Source organism: Saccharopolyspora taberi (assembly GCF_039534165.1).
Lineage (GTDB): Bacteria > Actinomycetota > Actinomycetes > Mycobacteriales > Pseudonocardiaceae > Saccharopolyspora_D > Saccharopolyspora_D taberi.
Genome location: NZ_BAAAUX010000019.1, coordinates 139,321 through 166,025 on the forward strand (window position 1 = coordinate 139,321; position 26,705 = coordinate 166,025).

At 69.7% G+C, this 26,705-nt stretch carries 20 protein-coding genes and 1 pseudogene; 8 read left to right on the plus strand and 13 right to left on the minus strand.

All coding sequences use genetic code 11. From position 1 onward, the window contains the following. Positions 1 to 86 precede the first annotated feature (86 nt). Positions 87 to 3,290, plus strand: coding sequence for an ATP-binding protein (locus tag ABD691_RS22445; protein WP_344682788.1), 3,204 nt, complete (start codon positions 87 to 89; stop codon positions 3,288 to 3,290). Here the strand turns inward: ABD691_RS22445 and ABD691_RS22450 are convergent. The 6 genes and pseudogenes from ABD691_RS22450 to ABD691_RS33770 form a co-directional block, all read right to left on the minus strand. Further along, positions 3,201 to 4,292: a methyltransferase gene (locus tag ABD691_RS22450; protein WP_344682790.1), complete on the minus strand. Its 1,092-nt coding sequence runs from the start codon at positions 4,290 to 4,292 to the stop codon at positions 3,201 to 3,203. The two genes, ABD691_RS22445 and ABD691_RS22450, sit on opposite strands and share 90 nt — an antisense overlap. Beyond that, positions 4,289 to 5,347, minus strand: coding sequence for a SagB family peptide dehydrogenase (locus ABD691_RS22455; RefSeq protein WP_344682792.1), 1,059 nt, complete (start codon positions 5,345 to 5,347; stop codon positions 4,289 to 4,291). Before ABD691_RS22455 ends, ABD691_RS22450 begins: the two co-directional genes overlap by 4 nt. Beyond that, positions 5,298 to 6,617, minus strand: a complete 1,320-nt coding sequence (locus tag ABD691_RS22460; protein ID WP_344682793.1) for an amidohydrolase family protein — start codon at positions 6,615 to 6,617, stop codon at positions 5,298 to 5,300. Before ABD691_RS22460 ends, ABD691_RS22455 begins: the two co-directional genes overlap by 50 nt. A 9-nt stretch (positions 6,618 to 6,626) precedes the next feature. Beyond that, entirely contained in the window at positions 6,627 to 8,678 is a 2,052-nt protein-coding gene (locus tag ABD691_RS22465) for a TOMM precursor leader peptide-binding protein (RefSeq protein WP_344682794.1), read from the minus strand. Positions 8,679 to 9,428: 750 nt separating this feature from the next. After that, a complete protein-coding gene (locus ABD691_RS22470) occupies positions 9,429 to 9,998 on the minus strand; it encodes a thymidine kinase (protein ID WP_344682796.1) in 570 nt (189 codons plus the stop codon). Between the two features lie 90 nt (positions 9,999 to 10,088). Beyond that, positions 10,089 to 10,205 (minus strand): annotated as a pseudogene (locus ABD691_RS33770) (Sec-independent protein translocase family protein); the annotation flags it as partial. A 125-nt stretch (positions 10,206 to 10,330) separates the two neighbouring features. Here ABD691_RS33770 and ABD691_RS22475 point away from each other — a divergent pair. Further along, positions 10,331 to 10,600: a GlsB/YeaQ/YmgE family stress response membrane protein gene (locus tag ABD691_RS22475; RefSeq protein ID WP_344682798.1), complete on the plus strand. Its 270-nt coding sequence runs from the start codon at positions 10,331 to 10,333 to the stop codon at positions 10,598 to 10,600. Positions 10,601 to 10,608: 8 nt separating this feature from the next. Here the strand turns inward: ABD691_RS22475 and ABD691_RS22480 are convergent, their stop codons facing one another. The 3 genes from ABD691_RS22480 to ribA form a co-directional block, all read right to left on the minus strand. Beyond that, positions 10,609 to 13,002 carry an aminobutyraldehyde dehydrogenase gene (locus ABD691_RS22480; protein WP_344682800.1) on the minus strand — a complete coding sequence of 798 codons (2,394 nt, stop codon included), beginning with the start codon at positions 13,000 to 13,002 and terminating at the stop codon, positions 10,609 to 10,611. Positions 13,003 to 13,075: 73 nt separating this feature from the next. After that, positions 13,076 to 14,485, minus strand: coding sequence for an LLM class flavin-dependent oxidoreductase (locus ABD691_RS22485; protein ID WP_344682802.1), 1,410 nt, complete (start codon positions 14,483 to 14,485; stop codon positions 13,076 to 13,078). Positions 14,486 to 14,809: 324 nt separating this feature from the next. Next, positions 14,810 to 16,021 (minus strand): GTP cyclohydrolase II, encoded by a 1,212-nt coding sequence (gene ribA / locus ABD691_RS22490; protein ID WP_344682803.1) that lies wholly within the window; start codon positions 16,019 to 16,021, stop codon positions 14,810 to 14,812. Positions 16,022 to 16,252: 231 nt separating this feature from the next. On the opposite strand from ribA, the gene ABD691_RS22495 reads away from it, so the two are divergent. From ABD691_RS22495 to ABD691_RS22505, 3 genes are read left to right on the plus strand one after another with little or no spacing between them, the layout of a single operon-like run. Next, complete coding sequence (locus ABD691_RS22495; RefSeq protein ID WP_344682805.1) at positions 16,253 to 17,548, plus strand: flavin monoamine oxidase family protein; 1,296 nt, start codon at positions 16,253 to 16,255, stop codon at positions 17,546 to 17,548. Between the two features lie 42 nt (positions 17,549 to 17,590). Then, on the plus strand, positions 17,591 to 18,094 hold the full coding sequence (locus tag ABD691_RS22500; protein ID WP_344682807.1) for a flavin reductase family protein: 504 nt from the start codon (positions 17,591 to 17,593) through the stop codon (positions 18,092 to 18,094). Positions 18,095 to 18,130: 36 nt separating this feature from the next. Next, positions 18,131 to 19,645 (plus strand): aldehyde dehydrogenase (NADP(+)), encoded by a 1,515-nt coding sequence (locus ABD691_RS22505; RefSeq protein ID WP_344682809.1) that lies wholly within the window; start codon positions 18,131 to 18,133, stop codon positions 19,643 to 19,645. Between the two features lie 105 nt (positions 19,646 to 19,750). Here ABD691_RS22505 and ABD691_RS22510 read toward each other — a convergent pair whose 3' ends face one another. Beyond that, complete coding sequence (locus ABD691_RS22510) at positions 19,751 to 21,082, minus strand: MFS transporter (protein WP_344682811.1); 1,332 nt, start codon at positions 21,080 to 21,082, stop codon at positions 19,751 to 19,753. Between the two features lie 489 nt (positions 21,083 to 21,571). Here ABD691_RS22510 and ABD691_RS22515 point away from each other — a divergent pair, with 489 nt between their 5' ends. Genes ABD691_RS22515 through ABD691_RS22525 form a run of 3 tightly spaced genes read left to right on the plus strand, consistent with a single transcriptional unit; the run spans position 21,572 to position 23,652 of the window. Continuing rightward, entirely contained in the window at positions 21,572 to 22,366 is a 795-nt protein-coding gene (locus ABD691_RS22515; protein ID WP_344682812.1) for an IclR family transcriptional regulator, read from the plus strand. Positions 22,367 to 22,399: 33 nt separating this feature from the next. Next, complete coding sequence (locus ABD691_RS22520) at positions 22,400 to 23,197, plus strand: thymidylate synthase (RefSeq protein ID WP_344682814.1); 798 nt, start codon at positions 22,400 to 22,402, stop codon at positions 23,195 to 23,197. Then, on the plus strand, positions 23,194 to 23,652 hold the full coding sequence (locus ABD691_RS22525; RefSeq protein ID WP_344682816.1) for a dihydrofolate reductase: 459 nt from the start codon (positions 23,194 to 23,196) through the stop codon (positions 23,650 to 23,652). The genes ABD691_RS22520 and ABD691_RS22525 overlap by 4 nt, the downstream gene beginning before the upstream one ends. 50 nt (positions 23,653 to 23,702) lie before the next feature. Here ABD691_RS22525 and ABD691_RS22530 read toward each other — a convergent pair whose 3' ends face one another. From ABD691_RS22530 to ABD691_RS22540, 3 genes are all read right to left on the minus strand, one after another. Next, positions 23,703 to 24,170, minus strand: coding sequence for a L,D-transpeptidase (locus tag ABD691_RS22530; RefSeq protein WP_344682818.1), 468 nt, complete (start codon positions 24,168 to 24,170; stop codon positions 23,703 to 23,705). A 98-nt stretch (positions 24,171 to 24,268) separates the two neighbouring features. Further along, positions 24,269 to 25,042: a S1 family peptidase gene (locus ABD691_RS22535; protein WP_344682820.1), complete on the minus strand. Its 774-nt coding sequence runs from the start codon at positions 25,040 to 25,042 to the stop codon at positions 24,269 to 24,271. A gap of 196 nt (positions 25,043 to 25,238) precedes the next feature. Beyond that, complete coding sequence (locus tag ABD691_RS22540; protein WP_344682822.1) at positions 25,239 to 26,702, minus strand: GAF domain-containing protein; 1,464 nt, start codon at positions 26,700 to 26,702, stop codon at positions 25,239 to 25,241. Positions 26,703 to 26,705: the final 3 nt, after the last annotated feature.

Here is a 26,705-nt window from a genome sequence, read left to right on the forward strand (position 1 = left end):
TGCGGCTGACACGGCTCTGACACCGGTCCCGGCAGTCCGGATCAACAGCCGGAGCTCTGCGCGTCACCCGTGGCAAAATCAGCCAGGTGCGGATCGGGATGCTTGGATCGTTCGAGGTTCGGACGGATGACGGCGTCCCATCCGACGTGCCGGGCGCCCGGTTGCGCGGACTGCTGATCGCCTTGGCCCTCCAACCGGGTCGCGTGGTCCCGAAAGCGGCGCTCATCGACTGGATCTGGGGCGAACACCCGCCCGCCGACGCGGCGAACGCCTTGCAGCGCTTGGTTTCCCGGCTGCGGAAAGCCCTGCCGGAAGGGACGGTCGAAGGGCGGCCCAACGGCTACCGGCTGGCGGTGGACCCCGACGCCGTCGACGCCGTGCGGTTCGAACGCCTCGTGCATCAAGCCCACGACGACGATCCGCGGCCGCTGCGCGATGCCCTCGCGTTGTGGCGCGGCGCGGCCATGCAGGACATCGGATTGCAGGGCAGCGCGGCCTTCGACGCGGCGGTCACCCGGCTCGAAGGACTGCGCCTGACCGCCGTCGAGGACCGGTTCGACGCGGAAATCCGCCTCGGACGCGGTGCGGAGCTGGTCGCGGAGCTGACCGACCTGGTGGCCGCGCACCCGCTGCGAGAGCGGCTCGTCGCCGCGCTGATGCGCGCCCTCGTCGCGGCCGGTCGGGACAACGAGGCGCTGCTCGTCTACCAGCGCACCAGGGAAACCCTGGCCGAAACGCTTGGGGTCGACCCCGCACCGGAACTGTCCGAACTGCACGTCGCGCTGCTGCGGGGCGAGCTGGGACGACGGCGGGAGAAGGACCGCCGGACCAACTTGCGCTCCGAGCTGACGAGCTTCGTCGGCAAAGACACCGATGTCGCCGCGGTTCGCGGGCTCATCGCCGAACACCGGCTCACCACTCTGACCGGTCCGGGCGGATCGGGAAAGACCAGGCTGGCCGCGGAAACCGCGCGCACGCTGCTCTCCGACTTCCCGGACGGGGTCTGGCTCGTCGAACTCGCCCCCGTCGGAGCGGACGGTGATGTGGCGCAAGCGACGCTCGCCGCGCTCAGGCTGCGGGACGCCCTGCTGAGCGAAGCACCGGAGGTCGGGCCTGCCGACCGGATCATCGCCGCGCTCCGCGAACGCGCGATGTTGCTGATCCTGGACAACTGCGAGCACGTGATCGAGTCCGCGGCGAAATTCGCCCACCGGCTGCTCGGGGAATGCCAGCGGCTGCGGATCCTCGCGACGAGCCGGGAATCCCTCGGCATCACCGGCGAGGCGCTGTGGCCGGTCGCGCCGCTGGTCCTGCCCGCCGACGACGCCACCCCCGACGAGATCGCGTCCGCTTCGGCCGTCCGGCTGCTGCGCGACCGAGGCGGTGCGGTGCGCAAGGACCTCACGACCGACGCGCGGACCTCGGCGGCTTTGGCGCGCGTCTGCCGGGAACTCGACGGCATGCCGCTGGCGATCGAGCTCGCCGCGGCCAGGTTGCGCACCATGCCCCTCGACCAGCTCGCCGATCGGCTCGACGACCGGTTCCGCCTGCTCACCGGAGGCAGCCGGACTGCGCTGCCCCGCCACCGGACCCTGCGCGCGGTGATCGACTGGAGCTGGGAACTGCTCACCGACGCCGAGCGGGTGGTGCTGCGCAGGCTCTCGGTGTTCTCCGGTGGTGCGAGCCTGGAAGCGGCCGAGCGGGTCTGCGCAGGCGGTGCGATCGAGGCGGGGCAGGTGCTTGAGTTGCTGACCGCGCTGACCGAGAAATCGCTGGTGTACACCGAGAACGGCCGGGCGCCGCGCTACCGGATGCTCAGCACGATCAAGGAATACGCCGGACAACGGCTCGCGGAGGCGGGCGAATCGGACCTGGCGCGCCACGCGCACCTCGCGCACTTCACCGAACTCGCCGAAACCGCGGAGCCGCACCTTCGCCGCGCCGAGCAGCTGGAATGGCTTGCCGCGCTCGACGCCGACCACGACAACATCCGTGCTGCGATGCGCGGTGCGCTCGCCGCCTGCGAGGCGGGCGGGGCGATGCGGCTCGCCGCTGCCGCCTGCTGGTACTGGTGGTTCGGCGGGCACAAGACCCTGGGCCACGAACTGATCATGGCGGCGGCGGCCTTGCCCGGCGAGGTGGCCGACGAGGCCCGGGCCACGGTGTACGCGTTCGCCGCGTACTTCATGACCTCCGGGCGCGCTGATCAGTACCGCGCGGAGGAATGGATCCACAAGGCTTACGAGATCAGCCGGCGGGTTCAGAGCCGTCACCCCGCGCTGGGTTTCCTCGCCCCGCTGGAACGCATGTTGCGGACGCCGGACGCGACCCTGCCCGCGTTCGAAGCGCTGCTCACCGACGAAGACCCCTGGGTACGCGCACTCGCCCGCCTGCAGCTCGGCAAGATGCGGAGCATGCTTGGCCACGGCGGCCGGGATGCGGAGCAATGTCTCGAATCGGCGCTCACCGAGTTTCGCGCGCTCGGCGAACGGTGGGGAATCGCGTTCGCCCTGACCGAGCTGGCGAACCGGATCACCGTGCGCGGCGAGTTCGCCCGTGCCTGCGAGCACTACGAGCAGGCGATCGCGGTCGTGACCGAGGTCGGTGACGATGAGGACGTCGTGCCGCTTCGGGCGAGGCAGGCCCAGTTGTACTGGCTGCTGGGCGATGAGGAGTCGAGCGCGGCTGCCGTGGCCGAGGCGCAGCGGTCCGCGGAACGAGTCGCCTGGCCGAGTGCGCTGGTCGAGCTGGCCCTGGCGAAGGCGGAGCTCGCACGCTGGAGCGGTGACGCCGAGCAGGCCCGCCGACAGCTCGACGTCGCGACAGCGATGCTGGGCGATCACGCCGAGGCGGCGAACATCCGCGCAGGGTTGCAGGACCTGCTCGGCTACCTCGCCGAGGATCTCGACGAGGCCCGGCAACACCGGGTCGCGGCCTTCCAAGCGGCGTCCGAGGCCGGGTATGCGCCCCTGATCGCGCAGGTGCTCGTCGGGATGGCGGATCTCGCGCTGCGCGACCAGCAGTACGAACAAGCCGCGCGGCTGCTCGCCGCGAGCACGTCCGTGCGCGGTCTGCCGGACCTTTCCCTGCCGGATGTGCCCCGGATCGAGCAGGCCGCGCGCCGCAATCTCGGCGACGCGCGGTTCACCGAGGCGACGCGGGACGGGACGAAGGCAAGCTGGCGCGAACTGGCTGTTGCGTCACTGGATCGCGCTGGCCGTCCCACTCCCTGCGATCTCGCTGGGAGCCGCTTCGACGACGTGGTAACTGCGGTCGACGGGAGTGGTTGAGACGAGCTGGAAGCCGGATCGGGCAAGCAGGTCGGCGAACTCCTTCTCGCTGCGGACGTGGCCGCCCGAGGTGGTCAGCAGCAGCAGGTCGCGTAGCGGTACATCCGAGGCTGTCGGAGGCCGGGCGTCCCGGAGGTACTCGACGAGCAGGAGCCGGGCGTGTGAAGACATCGCGCGCCGGCAGGTTCGCAGGATTTGCAGTGCGGGCTCGTCGTCCCAGTCCTGGATGACGCTCTTGAGCAGGTAGGCGTCTCCTCCGGTGGGGACGTCGCGGAAGAAGTCGGCGACCACGTGCTCGCACCGCTGTCCGACACCGGCTTCGCGCAGTGGCGCGCTGTCGGGCTCGGATCCTGTTGCGGTGTCCACGAGAACGCCTCGGAGCGCGGGATTGGCAGCGAGCACCGCGCTCAGCAACGCGCCGTTGCCACCGCCGATGTCGACCAGCGTGCGGAATCGGGAGAAGTCGACGGCGGTCGCGAGCGCGGGCGCAACTTTCAGAGCCTCCTGCCCCAGTCCGTCGCGGAGCGCGGTCGCCAGCGACGGGTCCTGGGCGCAGTGGTCGTAGAAGCCCGCGCCGAACTCGCGCGTGAATCCCGTTTCGCCCGTGCGCACTGCCTGATCCAGCGATTCCCACGCCCTCCAGATCTGCGGGGCGCAGAAGAGCTCGATCATCGATCCCACCGAACCCGGGTCTTCGGAGCGCAGGTGGTGGCCCATCGGCGTCAGGGCGAAGTGGTCAGGCCGGGTTTCGGTGATGACCCCGATGTGCTCAAGACCTCGCAGCAGGCGCCGCAGGCTGTCGGGGCGGGCGGCGGTCACCGCGGCGAGTTCGGTGCCGCTGTGTTCGTCGTCGGCGAGCGCGTCGGGAATCCGCAGCCGGACCGCCGCATGCAGGATGCGGGAGGCGACGTAGCCGAAGCACATCGACAGCAGTCTCCCCCGGTCGTTGGCGGCCCCGTCGTCCGGTGCTTCGGGCAGGCGTGCGCGGTCCTGGATCGTCACTGGTCTCCTCCGGTCAGCGGGTGGAAAGCCGGGCTGGTCGGCTCGGTGCGGGCGGGATTCCCCAGGGCGAAGTTCGCCACGTGGACGACCTGGTCCCGGTAGGGGCGAAGGAAGTCGGGGCCGGCCTGCGCTTCGACCGCCGCGGTGGCGCACGGCGCCAGCCCGAGATCGGTGGCGACGAGGTACATCGTCTGGAGCAGGCAACCGGTGTCGCGGTAGATGAGGCTCAGCGTCATCCCGCCGTACTTCCACCGCACGCGCCGGTAGTGGGCGACGAGGTAGAGGCTGACCGGTGGCGGATGTTCGGTGAGCGTGGGAAGGCAGATGAGCCGGTGCTGCAGGTCGGCCAGGTCCTCGCCCCAGGGCCGCAGCCTTTCCAAGGCGTGGTCGAAGGGGTCGTAGTGGTAGGCACCGGAGGCCAGCCCCGACACGTCCCGCGCGAAGACGTAGATCTCCAGGCTGTGCCTGCCGCCTCCGGACGCGCTCGGTCGCCGGGTCGCCTGCCAGCTGCGCGGCCCCAGCCATCCGCGCACCCGCGCGGATTCGCCCAGGAAACGGGCCAGCTGCACGAAATCGACCGGTGTGGCGGCGAAATCGCGCATGCTCCGGCGCGACCGCAGAACGTCGCGCAGCGGCTTGCTGGGGCAGGCTTCCTCGGCGGGCAACGGGATCGTTTCGACCGCGTCGGGGTGGCGCAGCCGCGCCGGGGGTATGTCGACCTCGTCGGGTCGGAGGTGGCTGACGCCGCCCTGCGCGGCCAGCGCGTGCACAGCCAGTTCGGGCGGCGTCCACTCCGGCTTCCCGTCCGGAGCCCGTGCACCGTCGACAGGTTCGACGATGCCGACTTCGGCCAGCCGCATCAGCAACGCCTCGGCTTCGCCTTCGACCGCGAGTTCGCCGGGCAGGACAGGCGCCGACATCCGGTTGAGCACGTCGAGCAGCGTTCGCTTCACGTTGAAGCGCCGCAGGGTGCGAGGATCGACGACCACCACGCTGTCATGGTCCTCACCCCACTCCAGCATCAGTTCCGGGTTGCGCCGGTAGCGTGTTGCCATCGCGATCTCCATGTCGGTTGCTGAGGCGGTCCGGGACGAACAGGCATCCGCGCAACACGGTCGCGACCGCCGGTTCGACCGGATAGCGACCTTCCGCTTCGAATGAGGCGAGCGACGCCAGCGGCAGCAGCGTCACCGGCTCGTCTCCGGCCGCGTCGAGTCCGGAACCCGTGACAGCAGCGGCCAGGTACACCTCGAGGGGCGGCAGACCCGCTGCGACGAGCAGGTTCATCTCCTCCCACAGGCCCCGGCCGGGAAGAACGCCGGGATTGGGAGTGTCGCTGCCGACCACCAGGTGGACGCCCTGCCGGACCAGGCGCGCCACGACGGACGCCATCTCCGCACTGGCCGCCCGGCAGTTGCGCAGTTCCTGATCGGTCCACTGGCGCGAAGCCAGGCGCATTCCCCGCCAGAACGCGGCCGTGCCCGGGTCGGCCCCGGGGAACGACCACGACCTGGACGCTTCTTCGGCGAGCCGGTGCTGCACCACAAGGGTCGGGCACAGCCGGACACCCGCGGGAACGTCCGGCCAGGAGTCGTCGGACCGTTGCGCCCACCGCCGATGCAGCGCATGCGCGCCGCCGACGCCGTCACCGCGCGGAGCCAGGCACGCGGCGTGTTCGATTTCGTCGACGCCCGCGCGAATCGCGGCCGGGGCGTCGCCTGGCGCAGGGTGCACGGCCACCCGCAGATCACGGGCATGTGCTTGCCGCACCACGGTGCCGATCAGGTCGACCGGGAACTGCGCGTACAGCTTGATCCAGGAAGCCCCGCGCCCGATCGCCGCGTCGAGAACCGCGGGCAGCTCGTCGTGCCGGTTCCACCGAGCCGCGATGTTCAGGCGAGGTTTTCCCGGCCGGTCCAGCAAAGGGCCGCCCAGGACGACTTCCGGTACCGGATCGCCGCAGTGCCGGGCCACCGGGACGGCCAGCTCGGTGCCCGCTGTGGACCCGAGATCCCGGACCTGGCACACGCCGTAGGCGACGAAGTCCGCCAGCCTCATCCCGGCATGCAGGTGGACGTGGGCGTCGGCCAGGGCCGGGGCGGCAGCGGCGTGGGGGAACCGGCGCAGAACCGGTGGGCCGCCGGGTTCCGCGGCTCCTCGCCGCAGCAGCCATCGCCGGTTTCCCAGCACGGTGAGAACGTGCTTGTGCCGCACCAGTCCCGAAGCGGTCAGCACCCCGCCGACCTCGATCCGGTACGGGGCGTTGTCGCGGCACAGCGAGTGGTGGATGCGGGCTGGTGCTTCAGCAGATCCGTTGTGCGGCATCGGAGAACGTCACGCCATCGGCAGCGGCTGCAGATTGAGTTCCTGCTCGCTCAGCGGGTGCGTGCGCGCCCCCATCCGCACGGGTGCTTCGAAGACGCGGCGACCTCCCAAGTGCCGGAACTTCTGGGAGAACACAACTGGTTGCAGCCCCGGGATGATGCTGCGGACGACAGTCACCCCGCATTCGGCGACGTCGACCGGGGTGATGTCCACGGCGATGGGCTGGTGACCGGCTGCCACCAGCCGCGACACGATCTCGTCCACATCGGACCCGCCTGACCGGGAACCGGGCGGTGGTACGGGCTGGACCGGTCCCTCGCGCAGCCAGTCCAGCAGCGGGACGCGGTCCGCACGGCAGTAGTAGAGGTAGAAGTCCCACATGTGGCCCAGCGCAGCTCCGTCTTCGGGCACCTCGCGGGTCTCCAGCAGGTCGAAGATCTGGCAGAAGCCGAGTTCGAGTTCCTCGCAGGCTCCCTGGAGGGCTTCGTGCACGTCGAGCCCGGACCGGCTGGAATGCAGGACGACCGGGCGCTCCGGGGTCTCCAGCCGGCCCGACATCAGGACCGTGGGAATGCCGAGGTCGGTGGTGATGTTCTTGGCCGTGATCTCGATGCCGCGCTGCCGCATCCGTTCCACCACCGTGCGAATCGGCCCCGGCGGCAGGCTCGTCAGCTCCAGGATCGGTGCGGCCAGCCGGTTGTACCAGAAGATCGCGAAGGCGTCCCGCTCGACGACTTCGAGCAGACCACCCCGGAGCGCCTGGGCCGGGGTGCTGCCGGCGGCCAGCCCGGTGGAGACCGAGTTCAGCAGTCGCTCGCCGCGGCTGGGGGCGTGATAGGGAACGTACACGGCGCCGGCGGGCACGTAGCGCGGCTTCCCGGTGCTCAGTTCGACTCCCTCGACCCAGTCGATCACCAGATCGGGCTGGTAGGGCACGAAGCGCTTGACAGAGCTGTACTCGGCGGGTGAACCCAGCGGCAGCTCCCGCGGATCCAGCGCGGCGGGACCGAGTTCGGACAACGACCCGCGAACGAAGTCACCCCGGTCGTACACGCCCGCCGCGTACCGCTCCAGCCCTTCGCCGAGCGCGCACACGGACGCTTCCAGCGGATCGTGTTTGGCCGACCCGCTCACCGTGTACGCCGACACCGAGGAGAACCACCTGGTGTCGATCCCCCCGGCCGTGAGCGCGAGCGTCGCTTCCGAGTCGTCCGGGCGTCGCGTCCGCACCGCGGTGAAGATCCCGGTCAGCGGGTCGAGCGCCTTCTGCATCCGCTGCCAGCTGTCAGCCAGCGCGGGAGTGGTGTTGTCACGCCAGGCGAGGGGCGGTGCCGAGGTGCGCACCTGTTGGGCGCATCCGGGGCACGAGGGCAGGTGCAGCACCGGATGGCGGGTGCTGGCCCAGGAATCCAGGTCCAGCTCGACGAGTTCCGCCACGCCGGGGTCGTGGTCACGGGTACCGACCGCGCGCAGGACGGCGTGCGCTATCAGCCCGGTCATGGCGTTGTTGCTGGGCCAGTCGGGCTCCGAGCACGTCCCCAGCAGGATTTCCAGTGGTGCGTCGGCGATGTCCTGCCCGGGCCAGTTCGCGCGTATCCGGCGTTCCAGGCACAGCGGGCAGGCGGTCTCGGGCGGGCGGAGCACACCGACGTGGATTTTTGCGGGAGTGCAGGCGAAAACGATGACCGGGCTTCGATCGGAGAGTGCTGCTTCGGTGGCAGTCCGGAGATCCTGCGCGGGAGCCGCGAGCGAGACCACCCATGCCTGCGCCGCTTCGCCTGCCTGCACGGCGTCGACCCCGGCACTGCGCAGGCAGGACGTGATCGAGGTGCTGAGCGGGTCATCGCCCAGCACGCGCACCGGACCGGCTTGCGCGACCGTGGGTTCGTAGGAGAGATGGCGGCGCAGCGGTTGATCAGCGGGGACCATCAGCCCGCGCTCGGCAAGTCCGGCGAGGGTGTTGTCGGGGAGCTGCCACCACGCCACATCCGCCGTTTCGCCGTCCCGCTCCGGTTCCGAGCCGGAGAACGGAACGCGGAGCGCCCCGCTGCTGCTGCACACGTACAAATAGCGCCCGTGTCGGCGAAAACGCACATCGGCACGCGGGACCATCGGCGAATGCGACATCGTCAGTTCTCCACCTCATCCGGTTCCGTCCAGTCGGAGGCCCGCAGGCCGAGGCGTGAACCTCGTCCTGCGGGCCGCAGTCGACACGCACTCATTCCTCGTCGGTGGCGGCCTCTTCATCGACGGCGAAGCTGGAGGAGCTGCTGATCGGAGCAGCCTCCGTGTCCTTCTTCGTGATCTCCTCGAACTGGTCCATGAGGTCCATGATCAACACGTCCTTTCAATGGTTGAGAAGCGCCAAGAAGTGGCGTGCCAAGTATCTGGAGCCGAGGAGCCGGGGGCCAAGGATCCGCCCCCGGAAGTGATGATTCACCCGCTCCAATGCCAACAACGAGGGCGATACACTCAGTGATGGAGACTGGGCGTTTGTGACCAACCCGAGAGTGGGACAGAAATCCTCAGGCTTCGAGCGGTGATCGCTTCCTGTTGAGATCTCGGGACGCATTCCCCGGAAGGGGTAATCAAAAAGAGGCCAGGCGGCTCCCGCTCCCGGTTCACCGGTCCGTGACCGAAGAGGCGGTGACGCCGACCGCGTGACCGCGCTGGGGGCGGCCGTTCCCGCCGTCGACGTACCGACGGCGCCTGCGGCCGGACCCCGGGCCTGCTACTACCCCTTCGCCGGACAGGACGACCTGGGATCATCGAGGCGGTGGCACCGCATCGTAGTCAAACAGCGCGGCTTCCCTACCCGAGCGTGCCGACCTTCTGCAGGTAGCAGGTTCCGCACATGGACTCGTAGCCGACCTCGCCGTCGATGGCGACCTGGCTGCCTGCCCGGGTGAAGGCACCGTCGACCGTGCGCGCGTTGAGCGTCGCCTTGCGACCGCAGCGGCAGATCGTCTTCAGCTCCTCGATGGAATGCGCGAGTTCCATCAGCCGCAGGCTTCCCGGGAAACCGCGGGTGCGGAAATCGCTGCGCAGCCCGTAGGCGATCACCGGGATCCCGTCCAGCACCGCGAGCCGGAACAGATCCTCGACCTGGATCCCGGTGAGGAACTGCGCCTCGTCGACGAGCACGCAGTCCGGCGCACCCGCGGCCAGCACGGCATCCCGCAGGGCGGCCTGTTCGTCCAGCACGAGGTCGACTTCCCGGGTCACCATGATCCGCGACACGACTTCGGGGCTTTTGGTGTCGATGGCCGGCTTCACCACGAGAACGCGCTGTCCGCGCTCCTTGTAATTGTGAGCCACCTGGATCAGGGCCGTCGACTTACCGGAATTCATCGCCCCGTACCGGAAATACAGCTTCGCCACGACGGACCACGCTAGCCAGTGCCCCGCTCACCGCAGGACACCGCCCCTCAGGAACCGCATGACCGTGTCACGACCGCCGCGGTCACAGCATCAACGCGATCTCGGGTGGTCCTTGTCACCCGCGCCGCTCGCGGAGGAATCATCGCGCATCTCCGCGCGGAAGATCCGCAACGCCTGTCCCGTTCCCCTGGCCAGTTCGGGCAGCTTCCGCGAACCGAACTACGCGCCCGCTGCCGCGGCACCCGTGCCCGTGGATCGAGCACCCGCCGCCGATGATCGCGAGTCACGTAACCTCGGTGTGGATCATCTGTCGGACAACAGAGGTGGTACCCATGCTGTGGACGATCATCGGCTGGCTGGTGTTCGGGCTGATCGCGGGCTTCATCGCCCGCGCCGTCGTGCCGGGCAAGGACGACATCGGACTGCCGATGACGATCCTGATCGGCGTCGTCGGCTCGGTCGTCGGCGGTTTCCTGTTCGGCCTGCTCACGGTCGGTTTCCGGGGCTTCCAGCCGGCGGGCTGGATCGGCTCGGTCATCGGCGCCGTCATCGTCCTGGTGATCTACAACAAGGTCACCGGACGCAAGCGACTCCACCGCTGACGGCGAAATCAGCGACCGTGGTTGTGCATCACGTGCTTGGTCCGTGAGTAGTCGTCGAGCGCGTAGATCGACAGGTCGCGGCCGTACCCCGAGCCCTTGAAGCCGCCCCACGGCACCTCGTTGGACAGCACGAGGTGCGAGTTGACCCAGACGGTGCCGAAGTCGAGTCTGCTCGCCACCGCGTGGCTGCGCCGGGCGTTCTCGGTCCACACCGAGGCGGCCAGGCCGTACCGCGTGCTGTTGGCCCGCCGCACGGCCTCCTCCTCGTCCCGGAACGTCTCGACAGTCGCGACCGGGCCGAAGATCTCCTCGCGGGCGACCTCGGCGCCCTCCGGAACGTCCACGAGCACGGTCGGCGGCACGAAATAGCCAGCACCCGCCGACGGCGCCCCGCCGATCGCGGCGCGGATCCCCTGCTGCTTCGCGCGCTCCAGGTAGCCGGTGACCCGGTCGTAATGCGCTTCGGATACCAGCGGTCCGATCTCGACGTCCTCGCCCGTCCCGGGCTCGCCGACGACGAGGGAGCCGACCTCGCGCACCAGGTGCTCGACGAACGCGTCTGCCACCGATTCGTGGACCAGCACACGACAGCCGGCCCCGCACTCCTGGCCGGAGTTCCAGTACCCGGCGGCGCGCAGTGATTCCGCCGCGGCGGACAGGTCCGCGTCCTCGAACAGGACGACCGGCGCCTTGCCCCCGAGTTCGAGGTGCACCCGCTTGAGGGACTCCGCCGCTCCGCGGGCGACGGCGCGTCCACTGTTGACGGATCCGGTGAGCGCGATCATCGCGATGTCCGGGTGGTCGGCCAGCCTGCCGCCCACCTCCGGGCCGTATCCGGTCACCACGTTGACCACCCCGGCCGGCAGCAGGTCCGCGGTGAGCTCGGCGAACCGCAGGGTCGTCAGCGGGGTCTGCTCCGACGGCTTGAGCACGAGGCTGTTGCCCGCCGCCAGGATCGGCGCGATCTTCCAGGCGGCCATCATCAGCGGGTAGTTCCACGGCGTGACCACCCCGACCACGCCGAGGGGCTCGCGGACGATGACCGAGAGGTGGTCCTCGACGTAGTTCCCGGCGCCCTGAGCGGTGAACCCGCGCAGCGCACCGGCCATGAACCGGAAGGTGTCGACGGTTCCGGCGATGTCGTCGCGGGAGACCATCAGCGGTTTGCCGGTGTTGACCGATTCCAGGACCGCGAGGTCCTCGCCGTGCTCCTCGATCCGGTCCGCGACGCGGTGCAGGATCTCCGACCGCTCCTTCGGCACCTTGGCCGCCCACTCCCCCTGCGCGCGCAGCGCGGCGGTGACGGCGCGGTCGACGTCCTCGGCGGACCCCTCGACCACCGAGCTGAACGCGGTCTCGTCGCACGGGTTGACGACGTCGATCGTGCGGCCCGAGGTGCCGGCGCTGGACCGGCCGTCGATGAAGTGCCCGTGGGCGGGCAGCAGCCGCGGTTCGAGCAGCGACCGCCCGCCACGGCGAACGCCCTGCCCGGGAGCCGAGGTGCTCGGGGCAGCTACCGACGTGACGGCGCTCAGCAGCTCGGCGAGGCGGGCCCGGTTCGCCGGGTCCAGCGGCTGCACCGGGCGGCGGGGCGGCCCGGCGTCGACCCCGACGAGCTCCAGCCCGGCCTTGACCGCCGCCACGTAGTTGACGGTGTCCAGGAACTCGCAGATCGGGAACAGGCCGTCCCAGATCGCGCGTCCGCGTGCGAGGTCGCCCCGGACCACGACGGCGGCGTGCAGGTCGGCGCACTGGCGGGGCAGGACGCTGGCCAAACCCCAGACCGAGGCGGGCGAGCCCGCGGCGAACGCCGACATGGTCAGGCTGTCCCAGCCGTTGAGGACCGCGGGCACCTCGGGATGCTGGTGCAGGTGGGTGAACGCGGTGAAGTCGCCACCGGAGTCCTTGACCGAGGTGATCCCGGTGCGGCGGACGAGGTCCACGAGCTGGTCGGCGGTCAGCTCGACACCGGTCAGGCCGGGCATGTGGTAGTACATCACCGGTACGTCGACGGCCTCGACGACCGCCCGCAGGTGCGCGATCAGTTCGTCGGAGGACGGCCGCTCGTAGTAGGGCGGAGCGACCATCACCCCGGTGGCACCAGCCTTGGCGGCGTGCGTGCTGAGCTCGATCGTCTCCGCCGTCGTCAGGGCGCCCGTTCCCGCGATCACCGGGACGCGACCGCCCGCGGCCGCGACGAACGCCTCGATGGAGAGCTTGCGCTCGTCGAGGCTCAGCGCCGTGAACTCGCCCGTGCTCCCGCCCACGACCAGGCCGCCGGCCCCGCCGTCGACGATGTGCCGGGTCACCCGGTCGATGCCGGGCTGGTCGACGTTGGATCCGTCGGGGCCCAGCGGCGTGGGAACGGCCGCGAAGACCCCGGAGAACGAGATGGTGGACATGGATCTCCCATCGTTGTTCGGCTTGGTGGGCGTGTCCGGCGGGGAAGCCTTTCGGTCTCCCGGCGCGGGTTGATCAGACGAGCGCGCCCTCCGCGGGCTGAGCGGCGCCGGCGGGCAGGCCGCGCACCGCGGTGGCGGGGTGGTCGGGCAGCGTCAGGTTGCGGCCTGCTCCGTAGAGCTTTTCCCGCAGGGTGCCGCGCTCGTAGTCCTCCTTGACCAGCTCCTGGCGGCGGAGTTCGGGCAGCGCGAGGTCGATGAACTCCCGCCAGCTCGCCGGCTTGCTGGTGTAGCTGAGGTTGAAGCCGTCGATGTCGGCCACGTCCCGCCAGCGGCGCAGCTCGGCGGCCACGGTCCGGGGCGATCCGACGATGACGGCGCCGGTGCCGCCGATGCCGAGGAATTCGGCGATCTGGCGCGGAGTCCACGTGCGGCTCGGATCGGCCTTGGAGAACATCTCGACGAGAGACCGCGAGGCGTCGGTTTCGACGTAGCGCAACGGCATCTCGGGGTCGTATCCGGACAGGTCGATGCCGGTCCATCCGGCGAACCGCGCCAAGGAGCCCTCGTAGCTCACCGACCGCAGGTAGGACTCGTACTTCTCCTGCGCCTGCTCATCGGTCGGAGCCACGACGACGGTGATCAACGCGGTGATCTGAACGCTGCGGGGATCACGGCCCGCATCCGCGGCCGCCTGGCGCACCTTGTCCACGCTGCGCCGGGTCAGCTCGGGCGTCATGGTGTTGATGAACACCGCTTCGGCGTGCGATCCGGCGAAGGCGACCCCCTTGGACGAGGCCCCCGCCTGGAACAGCACCGGGGTCCGCTGGGGCGAAGGCTCGCAGAGGTGGAAGCCCGGCACCTGGAAGTACTGCCCGCTGTGCTGGATCTCCCGGACCCGGCTCGGTTCGACGTAGGTCGCCGACTCCCGGTCGCGGACGACCGCGTCGTCCTGCCAGGAGTACTCCCAGAGCTTGTAACAGACCCGCATGTACTCCTCAGCGCGGTCGTAGCGCTCGTCGTGCGGAATCTGCTTGCCCAGGCCGAGGTTGCGGGCCGCGGACTCGGAGTAGGACGTCACGATGTTCCACCCGACCCGACCACCCGTCAGGTGATCCAGGGTGCTGAACTTCCGCGCCAGCGAATACGGCTGCTCATACGTCAGCGAACTCGTCACCCCGAACCCGAGGTGCTCGGTCACCGCGGCCATCCCCGACACCAGCAACGTCGGATCGTTGATCGGGAACTGCGCGGCATCCCGCATCGCCGCGTCCGGCGACCCCGCATACACGTCGTGGTAGCCCACGGTGTCGGCGAGGAAGATCCCGTCGAAGCGCGCCTGTTCAAGCAGCTTCGCCGTCTCGGTCCAGTAGCTCAGATCCGTGTAGCGGTGCCCCTCGTCGTCGGCGTTGCGCCACGAACCGGCGGTCAGATGCGCCGGCGCCTGAACATCGAAAGCAAACAGCTTGAACGGACGGTCGCCCATCACGCCTCCCTCGGCGGTGACCTGGCTCGCAGAGCCGCCAGGTCCAACAGAAGTGAACTGTACGTTCATTTATTGAACGCGTTTGCGCATTGTGCCCTGGGTCGCACAGGCCCGTCAAGGGTGCTTTGCGCCGTCAAATGCGGGCTATAGAGCGCGATCTCTCCCGGATCGCCCCGGTCGGCCCAGGCTTCGATCCGAGTGTTGGCACACGGGTTCGCGATACGCAGTATGTGAACACTCTCAACATTAAGTGAACGGATCACACCCAGGTGTGAGAAAAGACCAGCGGGACCAAGTCCTTACGCCCGGCCCGGACGCGGAGGATCAAGCGAGCTGCTGGAGCAGATGTCCCATGCGGTCGCGCTTCGCGGCCAGGTAGCTGATGTTGTGCTCGTTCGGCTCCGCTTCGAGCGGAAGGCGTTCGCTGACGGTGATCCCGCACTCCGCGAGCGCGCGGTACTTGTCGAGGTTGTTGGTCATGAGCCGCGCCGAGGCGATGCCGAGTCCGGAGAGGATGCGGGCCGCGGGGATGTAGTCGCGGCTGTCGACCGGCAGCCCGAGCGCCCGGTTCGCCTCGATGGTGTCCATGCCCTGGTGCTGCTGGAGCTCGTAGGCGCGAAGCTTGTGCCCGAGTCCGATCCCCCGCCCTTCGTGGCCGCGCATGTACACGACGACTCCCCGGCCTGCGGCGGCGATGTGCTCCATGGCCATGCGCAGCTGGGCTCCGCAGTCGCAGCGCAGCGAGCCGAGGAGATCGCCGGTGAGGCACTCGCTGTGCAGCCGGACGAGAACGTCCTCGGCACCCGCGACATCGCCCATCGCCAGCGCGAGGTGCTCGACGCCGTCGGACCCGGACCGGTAGGTGATCGCCCGGAACGCCCCGAGATCGGTCGGGATCGTGGCCTGGCCGGTCGGCCGGACGTCCCCGCGCTCCCGCATCCACTCGACGAGCGCGGCGATGGAGATCATCGGGATGTCGTGCCGCGCGGCGAAACCGTCCAGCTCGGGACGGCGCATCATGTGGCGGCGGTCGGGGGTCACGACCTCGCACAGCAGCGCGGCTCCGCTCAGCCCGGCCATGCGGCACAGGTCCACTCCGGCCTCGGTGTGCCCGGCGCGGCGCAGGACCCCTCCGGGCTTGGCGCGCAACGGCAGGACGTGGCCGGGCCGGGCCAGGTCGGCGGGCTCGAGCCGCGGATCCGCGAGCGCGCGGATGGTCTTCGCGCGGTCCCCGGCGCTGATCCCCGTGGTCGTCCCGTGCCGGTAGTCGACGCTGACGAGGAAGGCGGTGCCCTGGCTTTCGGTGTTGGCCGAGACCATCAGGTCCAGCCCGAGCTCGTCCGCCCGCTGCTCGTCGATCGAGACGCACAGGAAGCCCGAGGTGTGTTCGAGGAAGAACGCGACGTCGTCGGTGGTCGCATGCTCGGCGGCCATGATCAGGTCGCCTTCGTTCTCCCGGTCCTCGTCATCGACGACGAGGACCTTCCCACCAGCCGCGAGCGCGGCGACGGCTTCGGCAATGCTCGACGAGGGCATCGATCTTCTCCTGCCAACTTATGTTCATAATCCGAACGCTCTGTTCGCATAAGATGACATCGCAACACCCTCCCGTCAACCAAATCACCTGCTTCTCCATCGGAAAACCACCGGAAACGACGCTTGACGCGCTCGGGCGAGCAGGGTCACAATATCGCTACTTGTGTTCGTATATTGAACGAAGCGTTCATGATCGTAGCGGGAAGCGGACGGCGAAGGAGTGCTGCCAGGGTGTCCGAGGAAGTTGATGTCGTTGTGGTCGGTGGTGGGGTCGCCGGACTGATCGCGGCTCGGGAGCTGGGCCGGAAGGGTTTGCGCGTCCTGGTGCTGGAGGCCAGGGATCGGCTGGGCGGGCGGGTGTGGACTGATCACCGGCTGGGTCGTGATCTGGAGATCGGTGGGACGTGGTTGCACTGGGTGCAGCCGCACGCCTGGGCCGAGGTCACCCGCTACGGCCTGGAGGTCACCCGCGGCCCTCGGCCCGAGGAGGCGTACTGGCTGGCCGGGGACGAGGTCCGCAGGGGCACGCTCGACGAGTTCATGGAACTGATCGATCCGGGCATGCGGCGGCTCCTGGCCGAGACGATGCGGTGGATTCCCCGCCCGGACCGGCCGCTGTCGGAACCCGGTCTGGCCTCTGTGGACGGTTTCACCGTTCAGGACCGGCTTGACGCGCTGGATTTGCCGGTGGAGGAGTACCGGGCGAACGAGGCCGCGTGGGTGGGGCACTTCAACGCGCCACTACAGGACGGGGCGTTCGCCAGCGCGCTGCGCTGGACCGCGGCCACCGCCGGCTCGTGGCACCTCATGCACGAAGCCTCAGCAGTGTTCCGGCTGGCTGCGGGGACCCGGTCGCTGGTCGAGGCGATCGTCGCCGACACCCACGCCGACATCCGCACCGGAACCGAAGTCCGCCGCATCGAGCACGATCCGGATGGTGCGGTGGTGACCACTGTGGCGGGTTCCCGGATCACCGCGCAGCGGGTGGTGTTGACGTTGCCGCAGAACCTCCTCGGCGACCTGGACATCAGCCCCTCCCTGTGTCCGGAGAAGCGTGCGGCGAGCGAGGAGAAGACCGCCTCGCGGGGTGTGAAGGTCTGGATCCGCGTGCGGGGCCCGATCACACCGTTCTTCGCGTATTCCTCGGCCGCTCATCCGTTGTCGGTGGTGCGCACCGAGTTCCTCGGCACAGACGACGCCGTGCTGGTCTCCTTCGGCGCCGACTCACGCCGCATCTCACCTCACGACCTCAACGCCGTGAGCGAGGCACTGCGGGTCTGGCGCGACGACCTGGAGGTCCTGGAAGTCACCGGCCACGACTGGATGGCCGACCCGCACTCCCGGGAAACCTGGCTGATGCAACGGCCGCACCAGCTCACCCGCTACCTCGAAGCCCAGCAACAACCCGAGGGCGTCCTGCACTTCGCCAGCAGCGACACCGCCAACCTGTGGGCGGGCTTCATCGACGGCGCCATCGAAAGCGGACACCGCGCCGCCCGCGACATCACCACCGGCCTGACCACCTGAACCCACCGATCACCGGCACCCCGACTGGGAGGGAACCCGATCATGACCACGCCATCCGCAACGATCGAGCCCCGTCACTTCCGGGACGTGATGGGACACCTGCCCACCAGCGTCGTCGTCGTGGCCGGCCGGGAGGCAGGCACCGGACGACCGGCCGGGCTCGTCGTCGGGACCTTCCAGTCACTGTCGCTGGACCCGCCGCTGGTCACCTTCAGCGTCGCCAACACCTCCAGCAGCTGGCCCAGAATCCGCCCCACCGGCCACTTCAGCGCCAGCGTCCTGGCCGCCGGGCAGCACGACGTCTGCCGCACCCTGGCCGGCAAGCACGACAACAAGTTCGCCGCGCTGGACTGGCACGAATCCACCCACAGCTGCCCGCAGATCACCGGCGCACACGCCTGGATCGACTGCCGGACCGCGCAGGAACTCGAAGGCGGCGACCACGTCATCGTCATCGCCGAAGTGCAGCGGCTGCAAGCCGGCACCGGCGATCCCCTGATCTTCCACCGCGGCCGCCTCGGCGGGTATCGCGATCTCCAGCTCTGACCACCCGCAAGCACGACGAATGAGGGCACCCAGCACATGACCAACACGTTCGAGCAGGCCGAGCCCGAAGAAACGAACGAGGAGCTCGAGCGGTGCCTGACCGCGGCAGCCGCGGCGGCCTCGGCCTGGGGACACCAGACCCCGGGCCGGCGCGCGGACGTGCTCACCGCGGTCGCCGACGCACTCGACGCCGAGACCTCCGCGCTCGTCGAAACGGCCGCGGCCGAGACGGGCCTGTCCGAAGCCCGGCTGACCGGTGAGCTGAAGCGCACGACGGTGCAGCTGCGCATGTTCGCCGACGTGCTCCGCGACGGCTCGTACCTCCGGGTCGTCCTCGACCGCGCCGACCCCGATTTCGTCCTCGGGCCCCGGCCCGACCTCCGCCGCGGGCTGATGCCGATCGGCCCGGTGCTCGTGTTCGCGGCGAGCAACTTCCCGTTCGCGTTCTCGGTCGCAGGCGGCGACACCGCCTCCGCCCTCGCCGCCGGGTGCCCGGTGCTGCTCAAGGCACATCCCGGCCATCCGCGCACTTCGCAGAAGACGGCCGATGTCGTGCGGATGGCTCTCGCCGCGAGCGGTGCTCCGGAGGGGACGTTCGCGATGATCACCGGCAGGCAGGCCGGAGTGCGGGCGTTGCAGGACCCCCGGGTGGCAGCCGGGGCCTTCACCGGGTCGGTGTCCGGCGGGCGGGCGTTGTTCGACATCGCCGCGGCCCGTGCGACCCCGATCCCCTTCTACGGCGAGCTCGGCAGCATCAACCCCGTGGTCGTCACCACCGGGGCCGCGCACGAGCGCGATGACCAGATCGCCCAGGGCTTCGTCGGCTCGTTCACCCTCAGCGCCGGACAGCTGTGCACCAAGCCGGGAATCCTCCTGCTTCCCGAGGGCACGATCCTCGCGGCGCGCATCGCAGAAGTGGCCGAGCAGGTGGAGCCGACGAGGATGCTCAACGCCAGGATCGTGCAGGCGTACCAGCGGCGCGTCAACGAGATCACCGGCGTTCCGGGGGTCAAGGTGCTGGTCAAGGGACGCGAGCAGGCGGCAGGGTCGGGCGTTCCCGCGTACACGCCGACCCTGTTCCACTCGGGAGCGGCGGAGAACCTGTGCGAACACCCTGTCCTCCTCGAAGAGAACTTCGGCCCCTCCGCCGTGATCGCCGAATACGGCTCCGACGAGGAACTGCACGCCGTCCTGACCGCCGTGCCGGGAAGCCTGACGGTCACCGTCCAGACCGCCGACGAACCCGACGACGCCGAGCGACACCAGGTGACCCGCCTGGTAGCGCTGGCAACGGAGCGAGCGGGCCGGATCGTGTTCAACCAGTGGCCCACCGGAGTCGCGGTGACTGCCGCGCAGCACCACAGCGGCCCGTACCCGGCCACCACTGCCGTCGCGCACACGTCCGTGGGCACCGCGGCGATCGACCGCTTCCTGCGCCCGGTGACCTACCAGAACGCACCGGACTTCGCCCTGCCGCCCGCACTGCGCGAGTCGAACCCGCTGGATCTGCCCAGAACCCTGGGCGAGGCGGGCACCTCGGCTCGCTGGTAACCGGCTCGTTTCGAGATGTTCGGCCCCCGGGGCGGGGATCCTGCCCCGGGGGCCTGTCGCTCGCCAGGTACACGGCGAGATCGGTGGGCTGTCCGAAAGAACCCCCTACCGATCGCCTGCTGAGCTGATCTCGTTCAGGTTGCGGCCGACCGTTTCCGGGGCCAGGACCTGGGAGACGGCGCCGCCGACGACGCAGACCCCGGCGGCGATGAGCATCGTGGTCCCCGCGCCGAGCGCCTGCATGGACCACGGCAGCAGGAACGTGCCCAGGCCGGCGCCGACGCGGCTGACCGCTGTCGCGAACCCGGTTCCGACTCCCCGGATCTCCGTCGGCAGCACCTCGCCCGGGTACACGCCCGTAAGCGCGGTGCACATCGCGTTGGCGAAGGCGAAGACCAGGAAGCAGGCCAGGATCACCAGCGGCGGCGCCGATGCCCAAAGCCCGATGACCGCCAGCACCACGGCGCAGACCCACTGCTGGGGAATGGTGAGCTTGCGGCGCCCGATGCGGTCGATTAGCAGGCACGACACGATGACGCCCGCGAGTGCCACCCCGTTGACCCCGATCGCACCGACCAGACCGTCCTCCCCGAGGCCGTACTGCGACAGCACGCTCGCGGAGAAGGTCGCGATGGCGAAGTAGGGCGTCACGGTGCAGAACCAGAACACCGAGATGAACGTGGTGGCCCGCCAGTGCTGCGGCGAGAAGAGCATGCCGAACGTGCCCCGGCGCTGCTGCTCACCGGTGATGTCGGCGCGGTCGGCGGCGTCCTCGATGTAGGTGTTCGCGATCCGCTCGGCCTCCCGCACGCGGCCCTTGTTCATCAGCCAGCGCGGTGACTCCGGAACGCCCAGCCTGCCGAGGAACAGGAGCACGGCGGGCAGGGTGCTGGTGCCGAGGACGACCCGCCAGTCCGCGTCGACCGCCATCAGCACGTAACCGACGACGAAGGCCGCCACGAATCCGATGTACCAGGCCACTTCGGCGAAGGACATGCACCTGCCGCGGAGGCGGGCGGGCGCGAACTCGGCCATGAGCGGCCAGCCGATGGAGTACTCGGCACCGATCGCGACGCCCATCAGCAGCCGCACGAGGAACAGCTGCCAGCTCGAGTCGACGAAGAACTGCAGCACCGACCCGGCCACGAAGACGGCGAGGTCGGCGGTGAACATCGGCTTGCGGCCGAGCCGGTCCGCGAGCCAGCCGCCGAGCGGGCCACCGGCGAAGATGCCGATCAGCGCGGCGGCGCCGATCAGCCCCTCCCCGTAGACCGACATGTTCAGGTCGGTGGTGATCGCGGCGATCACCGGACCGACGATGCCGAGCACGTAGCCGTCGATGAACATGCCACCGGAGGCGACGACGGTCAGCCTGATCAGGAATCGTTTCCGGTCGACCAGCCTTGGCGCGGGGCTCTCGACTGCGGTGTTGGTCACCAGCTTGTTCCTCCCTGGCGAAGCGCCCGCGGTACGGGTGCGCACGCTGACGGCGCCCCCGTCCCGACCTGCGGGCGAGGTTGTGGGGACGTGCTGCAACACGGCGACGACCAGATCCGTATCGGGTACCCAAACCTGATCTATGCGTTCATCATGTGAACGCAGTGACCAGTAACTGTGGCAGAGGCCATGTAGTGCGTCAAGGCTTCGGGCGGACCAGCGGACATTGACAGCCTGAGCCACCCGACTCACACTTGTTCATAACGAACAGATCGTTCATTATGCAAACACCTCATGACACAGGAGGGACTTCAAGGCCCCCAGCGCCAGCCGCGCGACAGCAGCGAACCCCAAACGCCATGAACTGGATACGGCTGGACCTGCTATCCGCCCGTTGCGTCCACTAAGTGAACGCGACTGTTAGCCTGGACGTAGGGCACGGCTCCGCGTGCCCGCGAGCGTTCCGAGGCAGCAGGAGGCGGAAGCAGAATGGGCGACGCGCCCGAGCGCACGGAGATGGCCAACAAGTCGGTGACCAAGGCCGTCCGCCTGCTGCGCGAGCTGGCCGCCCAGCCGCGCACCGGCGCCACCGCCACCACCCTCGCCAAGGCCGCGGGCCTGAGCAGGCCCACCGCCTTCCGGCTGCTCTACAGCCTTGAGCAGAGCGGCCTGGTCGACCGCATCGACACCAACTACGTCCTCGGCTGGGAACTCGCCCGGCTCGGCCGCCGCGCCGACCCGTACGCGGGCCTGGTGGCCCACGCGCAGCCGGTGCTGCAGGAACTGGCGGACAAGTTCAACGAGTCGGTCACGCTCTCCGTGCCGAACGCCCAGGACGGGCTCGACCTGGTCGCCGAGGCCGCGGGATCCCACGTGGTCGGCATCGTGTCCCGCAACATGGTCGGCCAGCGCTACCCCATGCACGCGAGCTCCACCGGCAAGGTGCTGCTCGCCGAGCAGTCCCCCGAACGGCTGCGCACGATGCTTCCCGACGAGCTCGAAGCGTTCACCCCGTACACCATCACCGACCGGACGGCGCTGCTCAAGGAACTCGAGCAGGTCCGGGAGCAGGGCTTCGCGATCATCGACAACGAGCTCGAGCACGAGCTCCTCTCGCTGTCGCGCCCGATCCGGGACAGCGCCGGAACCCTCGTGGCGATCCTGACCCTCAACGGCCCGCGCAGCCGGTTCGGCCGGGCGCAGATCCCCGAAGCCCTGCAGCAGATGCAGCGGACCGCTGACCAGCTGACCGAGCTGTTCTGGCGCGACTCGACCTCCGGCTGACCGGGCGTCGGCCAACTGGTTAGGCTCTCGGGCATGCCGGACACGCAGTACGAAGACCTGCTCCGCCACGTGCTCGACACGGGAGCCCGCAAGCAGGACCGAACCGGCACGGGTACGCGGTCGATCTTCGGGCATCAGCTGCGCTACCGGCTGGCCGACGGATTCCCGCTGATCACGACGAAGAAGGTCCACTTCCGCTCGATCGCCTACGAGCTGCTCTGGTTCCTGCGCGGCGACGCCAACGTCAGCTGGCTGCGGGAGCACGGCGTCACGATCTGGGACGAGTGGGCGGCGCCGGACGGTGACCTCGGTCCGATCTACGGCGTGCAGTGGCGGTCGTGGCCGACCCCGGACGGCGGGCACATCGACCAGATCAGCGAGGTGCTGCGCACGCTGCGCGAGAACCCGGACTCCCGGCGGATCATCGTCTCCGCCTGGAACGTCGCCGACATCCCGCGGATGGCGCTGCCGCCGTGCCACGCGCTCTTCCAGTTCTACGTCGCCGACGGCGAGCTGTCCTGCCAGCTGTACCAGCGCAGCGCGGACCTGTTCCTCGGCGTGCCGTTCAACATCGCCAGCTACGCGCTGCTGACCCACATGATCGCCGAGCAGGTGGGCCTGCGCGTCGGTGACTTCGTCTGGACCGGAGGCGACTGCCACATCTACGACAACCACGAGGAGCAGGTCCGCACGCAGCTCGCGCGCCAGGCGCGGCCGTTCCCCGCGCTGAGCCTCAAGGCGGCGGACAGCCTGTTCGACTACACCTACGAGCACTTCGAGCTCGACGGCTACGACCCGCACCCCGGCATCAAGGCGCCGGTGGCGGTGTGATCGGGCTCATCTGGGCGCAGGCGACGAACGGCGTCATCGGCCGCGACGGCACGATGCCCTGGCACCTGCCCGAGGACCTGAAGCATTTCCGCTCCGTGACCGCGGGCGCGACCGTGCTCATGGGCCGCCGCACGTGGGAGTCGCTGCCGCCGCGGTTCCGGCCGCTGCCGGGCCGTCGCAACCTCGTGCTCTCGCGCACGCCGCAGGAGGGCGCCGAGACCTTCGCCGACCTGCCGCAGGCGCTCGGCGCGGTGTCCGGGGACGTGTGGGTGATCGGCGGTGCGGCGGTGTACCGGGCCGCGCTGCCGCTCGCGGACCGGATCGTGGTCACCGAGATCCAGGAGTCTTTCGAAGGGGACACCTACGCGCCCGAGGTGGGACGCGAGCCGGACTCCGTCGGGCCCTGGCAGGAGTCGTCGACCGGGCTGCACTACCGGTTCCTCACCTGGGGCTGAGATCGGCGGGCAACGGGAGCCGCGAGCGGACTCCCGTTCCCCGCCGGGCTTCAGGCCACGACCTGAACCTCATCGCCCGGGTTGAGGCGGTCGAAGAAGACCTGGGACGACTTCTTCGACAGGTGGACGCATCCCGCGGACATCTCGGTGAGGCTGCCCTGGTGGAAGGCGATACCGCCGGGCGCGAAGAACACCGAGTTCGGCATCGGGGCGTTGAACTCCCCGCTGACGTGGTCCTTGTCCTTCCACTCCACGCGGAAAGTTCCGGTCGGAGTGGGAGTTTCGGGACGTCCCCCGAGCGCGGACGCCTCCCCGTAGTACACCTGCCCGTCCCGCACCAACCAGGCGCGCTGCGCCGACAGGCTGACGCACGCCTTGGCGGTCACCGTGCACGGCGTTCCCGGCACGAGCGGCGGGGCGTCAGGGGTCGACTCGGCCAGCGCGGCCGTACCCGACCCCAGCAGCGAACCCATGACCAGCGCGGCGGTCACGGTCGATTTCGTCCCAATGCTCAGCATTTCTGCCTTCCCGTCCGGATCTGTTCTTCTGCAACCGGGAACCGAGTTCCCGCTTGTGCAGACGCGCAGCTCCGCCGGGTCGTTGCCACGCGACCGGGTCAGCCGCCGATCTGCTGGTTGATCCAGTCCGCGTAGGCGGTCACGTCGGTCCAGATCCCGGTGCCGGACGAGCACTTCGGGTTCCCGTCGCCGTCCCGGCTGGTGGCTCCGATGAGTTGCCACTCACCGGGGCGGCCCACCACCTGGGGCCCGCCGGAGTCGCCGAAGCAGCCCATCGCGTCGGGCGTGTCGCTGTCGGTGCACAGCTCCGTGTTGCCGTCGAAGTCCGTGCACTGGGCGTCGTCCACCAGCTTGGTGTCCAGCTCCTGGAGCGTGACCGGCGCCTCCGGGCACTGCTGCTGGTCGTCGCAGGTCATGCCCCAACCGAGGATGCGACTGGCGGTGCCCGCCTCACCGGAGCCCGGTGCGATCGCGATCGGCTTCTGCTCGACGGCGTGGTCCAGCTTGAGCAGCGCGATGTCCCCGCCGGGATCCGCACCGTTCTGGTAGTCCGGGTGGACGATGCTCTCGACGACCTTGGCCTCGGAGCCGCCGGTGGTGCGGTCGGTGCTGCCGATCCGCGCCGTGAGCCCGTCCGGCGCACCAACGCAGTGCGCGGCCGTGACCACCCAGTCCGGCCGGATCAGGCTGCCACCGCAGTGGTGCTGCCCGCCCTGCTGGAGCGACACCATGAACGAGTAGTTCTCGGTGGCGTCGTGGCCACCGATGATGAACGGCTCGGTGTCCGCGGAAGCCACCGAACCGGGTAAGGCCAGGGCTGCTCCGGCAAGGAGCCCACCGACCATGGACAGCGTTCGTCGTGCACCAGGCATTCGCGCCCCCTCGTAGATCGACTGCGTTCGCGAAGTCGACCTTATTCACCCAGCGCGTTGCCGGGCATCAGCCGGAAGGCCCGCCTGCTGATCTCCTTTGGTAGGGGGATTTTGACCGTTCAGCCGATTGCGTCCCGACCGAATGGCCGACCTGGAACGAACGAGCACCCCTCACCCGTCCGTTCGGACAGTTGCGCTAGTCGTCTTCTTCCAGCAGCCACCGGAGCCGGGTTTCGAGCGCATTGCGGTAAGGAGCGTCCGCGGCCATCGAATCCCTCGCCCGTTCCAGCACCTCCAGATCGTCCCGTCCCGCACCGGTGTTGGCGAAACGCCAGAGGAGTTCCGGATTCCCGGCACCGAGCACCCGGTCCCGCAGCGACGCCAGTAGCTCGTCTCGTTCGGCGCGGATCGCGGCGGATTCCGAGTCCGGCAGGAGCAGTCCTGCGCGGTCGATCACGGCTTCGTCATCACCGCTGTCCAGCGCCTCGCGCAGCGCGAGCAGATCGCTGTCCACATTGGCCGCGATCCGGTACGGCCTGGTCTCGACCACGTGCCTGCCGAGCGCGTTGCGGATGCGGTGGATCTCCACCCGGACCGTGGTCGGGTTTCCACGCTCGCCGTGCAGCAGCAACGCGAGCCGTTCCGCCGAGAGCCCGCCCGGGTGCAGCGACAGCAGCGCGAGGATCTCCGCGTGCCGCAGGCTCAGCTCGTGCCGCACACCGTCCACTGTGGCCGCTGGAACGCCTTCGCCGAGCAGTTCCAGGGACAACCGCGGCCGTTGCCGGACCCGCCGCCGCCCCGCGCGCAGCAGGTAGCCGCCGTCAAGCGGTTCGAGCTCGGCGGGCTCGCCGTCGTCCAGCCGGAACGCGCCGTCGATGCCGATCCTCTGCCCAGGCACGACTCCCGCCTCCGGAGCGCTGGCGATGACCCGCCCGCCGGGGCTCAGCAGCGCCGCGCCCTGGGCCAGGCGGTGCTCGTTGCGCTGCCGGAACACCTCGTCCGAGGCGAGCTGCCGCCAGCGCAGCTCGTTCTCCACCATCCGCCCCGCGGCCACCACGAGCGCCAGCAACGCGGGATGCATGCTGCGCAGCGGCCCGCTGAGGTCGATCGCACCGAGCAGCGCGCCCGTGTCGGGGTCGCGGACCGGGCAGGCCGCGCAGGTCCAGGAGTGGTAGGTGCGGACGAGGTGCTCGGCGGAGTGGATCTGCACCGGTGTGCCGGTGACCAGGGTGGTGCCCATGGCGTTGGTGCCGATGGCGGTCTCGGCCCAGCCGGTGCCCTCGGCGAGGTGCACGCGGTCCGCGTCGCGGCAGGTCCGCGGATGGCCTTCGCGCCACAGGATGGTGCCGTCGACATCGGTGATGATCATGACCTGGTCGGTGCCGCCGGTCCCGTCGAGCAACGTCTGGCGCAGCATCGGCACCCACCTCGCCAGCGGGTGCTGCCTGCGGATGTCGTCGAGCCTGCTGTCGTCGAAGGCCACCGGGGGCGGGCCGAGGTCGGGGGCGACGCCGGCGTCCAGCGACCGCCGCCAGGACTCGAAGATCACCGACCTCGGCTTCTGCCGGGTGCGGTCACCGGCGAGGACGGCAGCGTGCACCCGCTTGAGCAGCCGAGCGTGCTCAAGCGGATCGACCGGGGTGTCGTAGCTCGTGTCCATTCG

What these genes read in the sequence shown, in the direction of transcription:
- ABD691_RS22500 (WP_344682807.1), top strand. Translation starts at nt 17,591, where the DNA reads ATGACCACGCCATCCGCAACGATCGAGCCCCGTCACTTCCGGGACGTG.
- ABD691_RS22455 (WP_344682792.1), bottom strand. Translation starts at nt 5,347, where the DNA reads ATGGCAACACGCTACCGGCGCAACCCGGAACTGATGCTGGAGTGGGGT.
- ABD691_RS22540 (WP_344682822.1), bottom strand. Translation starts at nt 26,702, where the DNA reads ATGGACACGAGCTACGACACCCCGGTCGATCCGCTTGAGCACGCTCGG.
- ABD691_RS22530 (WP_344682818.1), bottom strand. Translation starts at nt 24,170, where the DNA reads ATGCTGAGCATTGGGACGAAATCGACCGTGACCGCCGCGCTGGTCATG.
- ABD691_RS22505 (WP_344682809.1), top strand. Translation starts at nt 18,131, where the DNA reads ATGACCAACACGTTCGAGCAGGCCGAGCCCGAAGAAACGAACGAGGAG.
- ABD691_RS22460 (WP_344682793.1), bottom strand. Translation starts at nt 6,617, where the DNA reads ATGCCGCACAACGGATCTGCTGAAGCACCAGCCCGCATCCACCACTCG.
- ABD691_RS22520 (WP_344682814.1), top strand. Translation starts at nt 22,400, where the DNA reads ATGCCGGACACGCAGTACGAAGACCTGCTCCGCCACGTGCTCGACACG.
- ABD691_RS22475 (WP_344682798.1), top strand. Translation starts at nt 10,331, where the DNA reads ATGCTGTGGACGATCATCGGCTGGCTGGTGTTCGGGCTGATCGCGGGC.
- ABD691_RS22485 (WP_344682802.1), bottom strand. Translation starts at nt 14,485, where the DNA reads ATGGGCGACCGTCCGTTCAAGCTGTTTGCTTTCGATGTTCAGGCGCCG.
- ABD691_RS22515 (WP_344682812.1), top strand. Translation starts at nt 21,572, where the DNA reads ATGGGCGACGCGCCCGAGCGCACGGAGATGGCCAACAAGTCGGTGACC.
- ABD691_RS22480 (WP_344682800.1), bottom strand. Translation starts at nt 13,002, where the DNA reads ATGTCCACCATCTCGTTCTCCGGGGTCTTCGCGGCCGTTCCCACGCCG.
- ABD691_RS22535 (WP_344682820.1), bottom strand. Translation starts at nt 25,042, where the DNA reads ATGCCTGGTGCACGACGAACGCTGTCCATGGTCGGTGGGCTCCTTGCC.
- ribA (WP_344682803.1), bottom strand. Translation starts at nt 16,021, where the DNA reads ATGCCCTCGTCGAGCATTGCCGAAGCCGTCGCCGCGCTCGCGGCTGGT.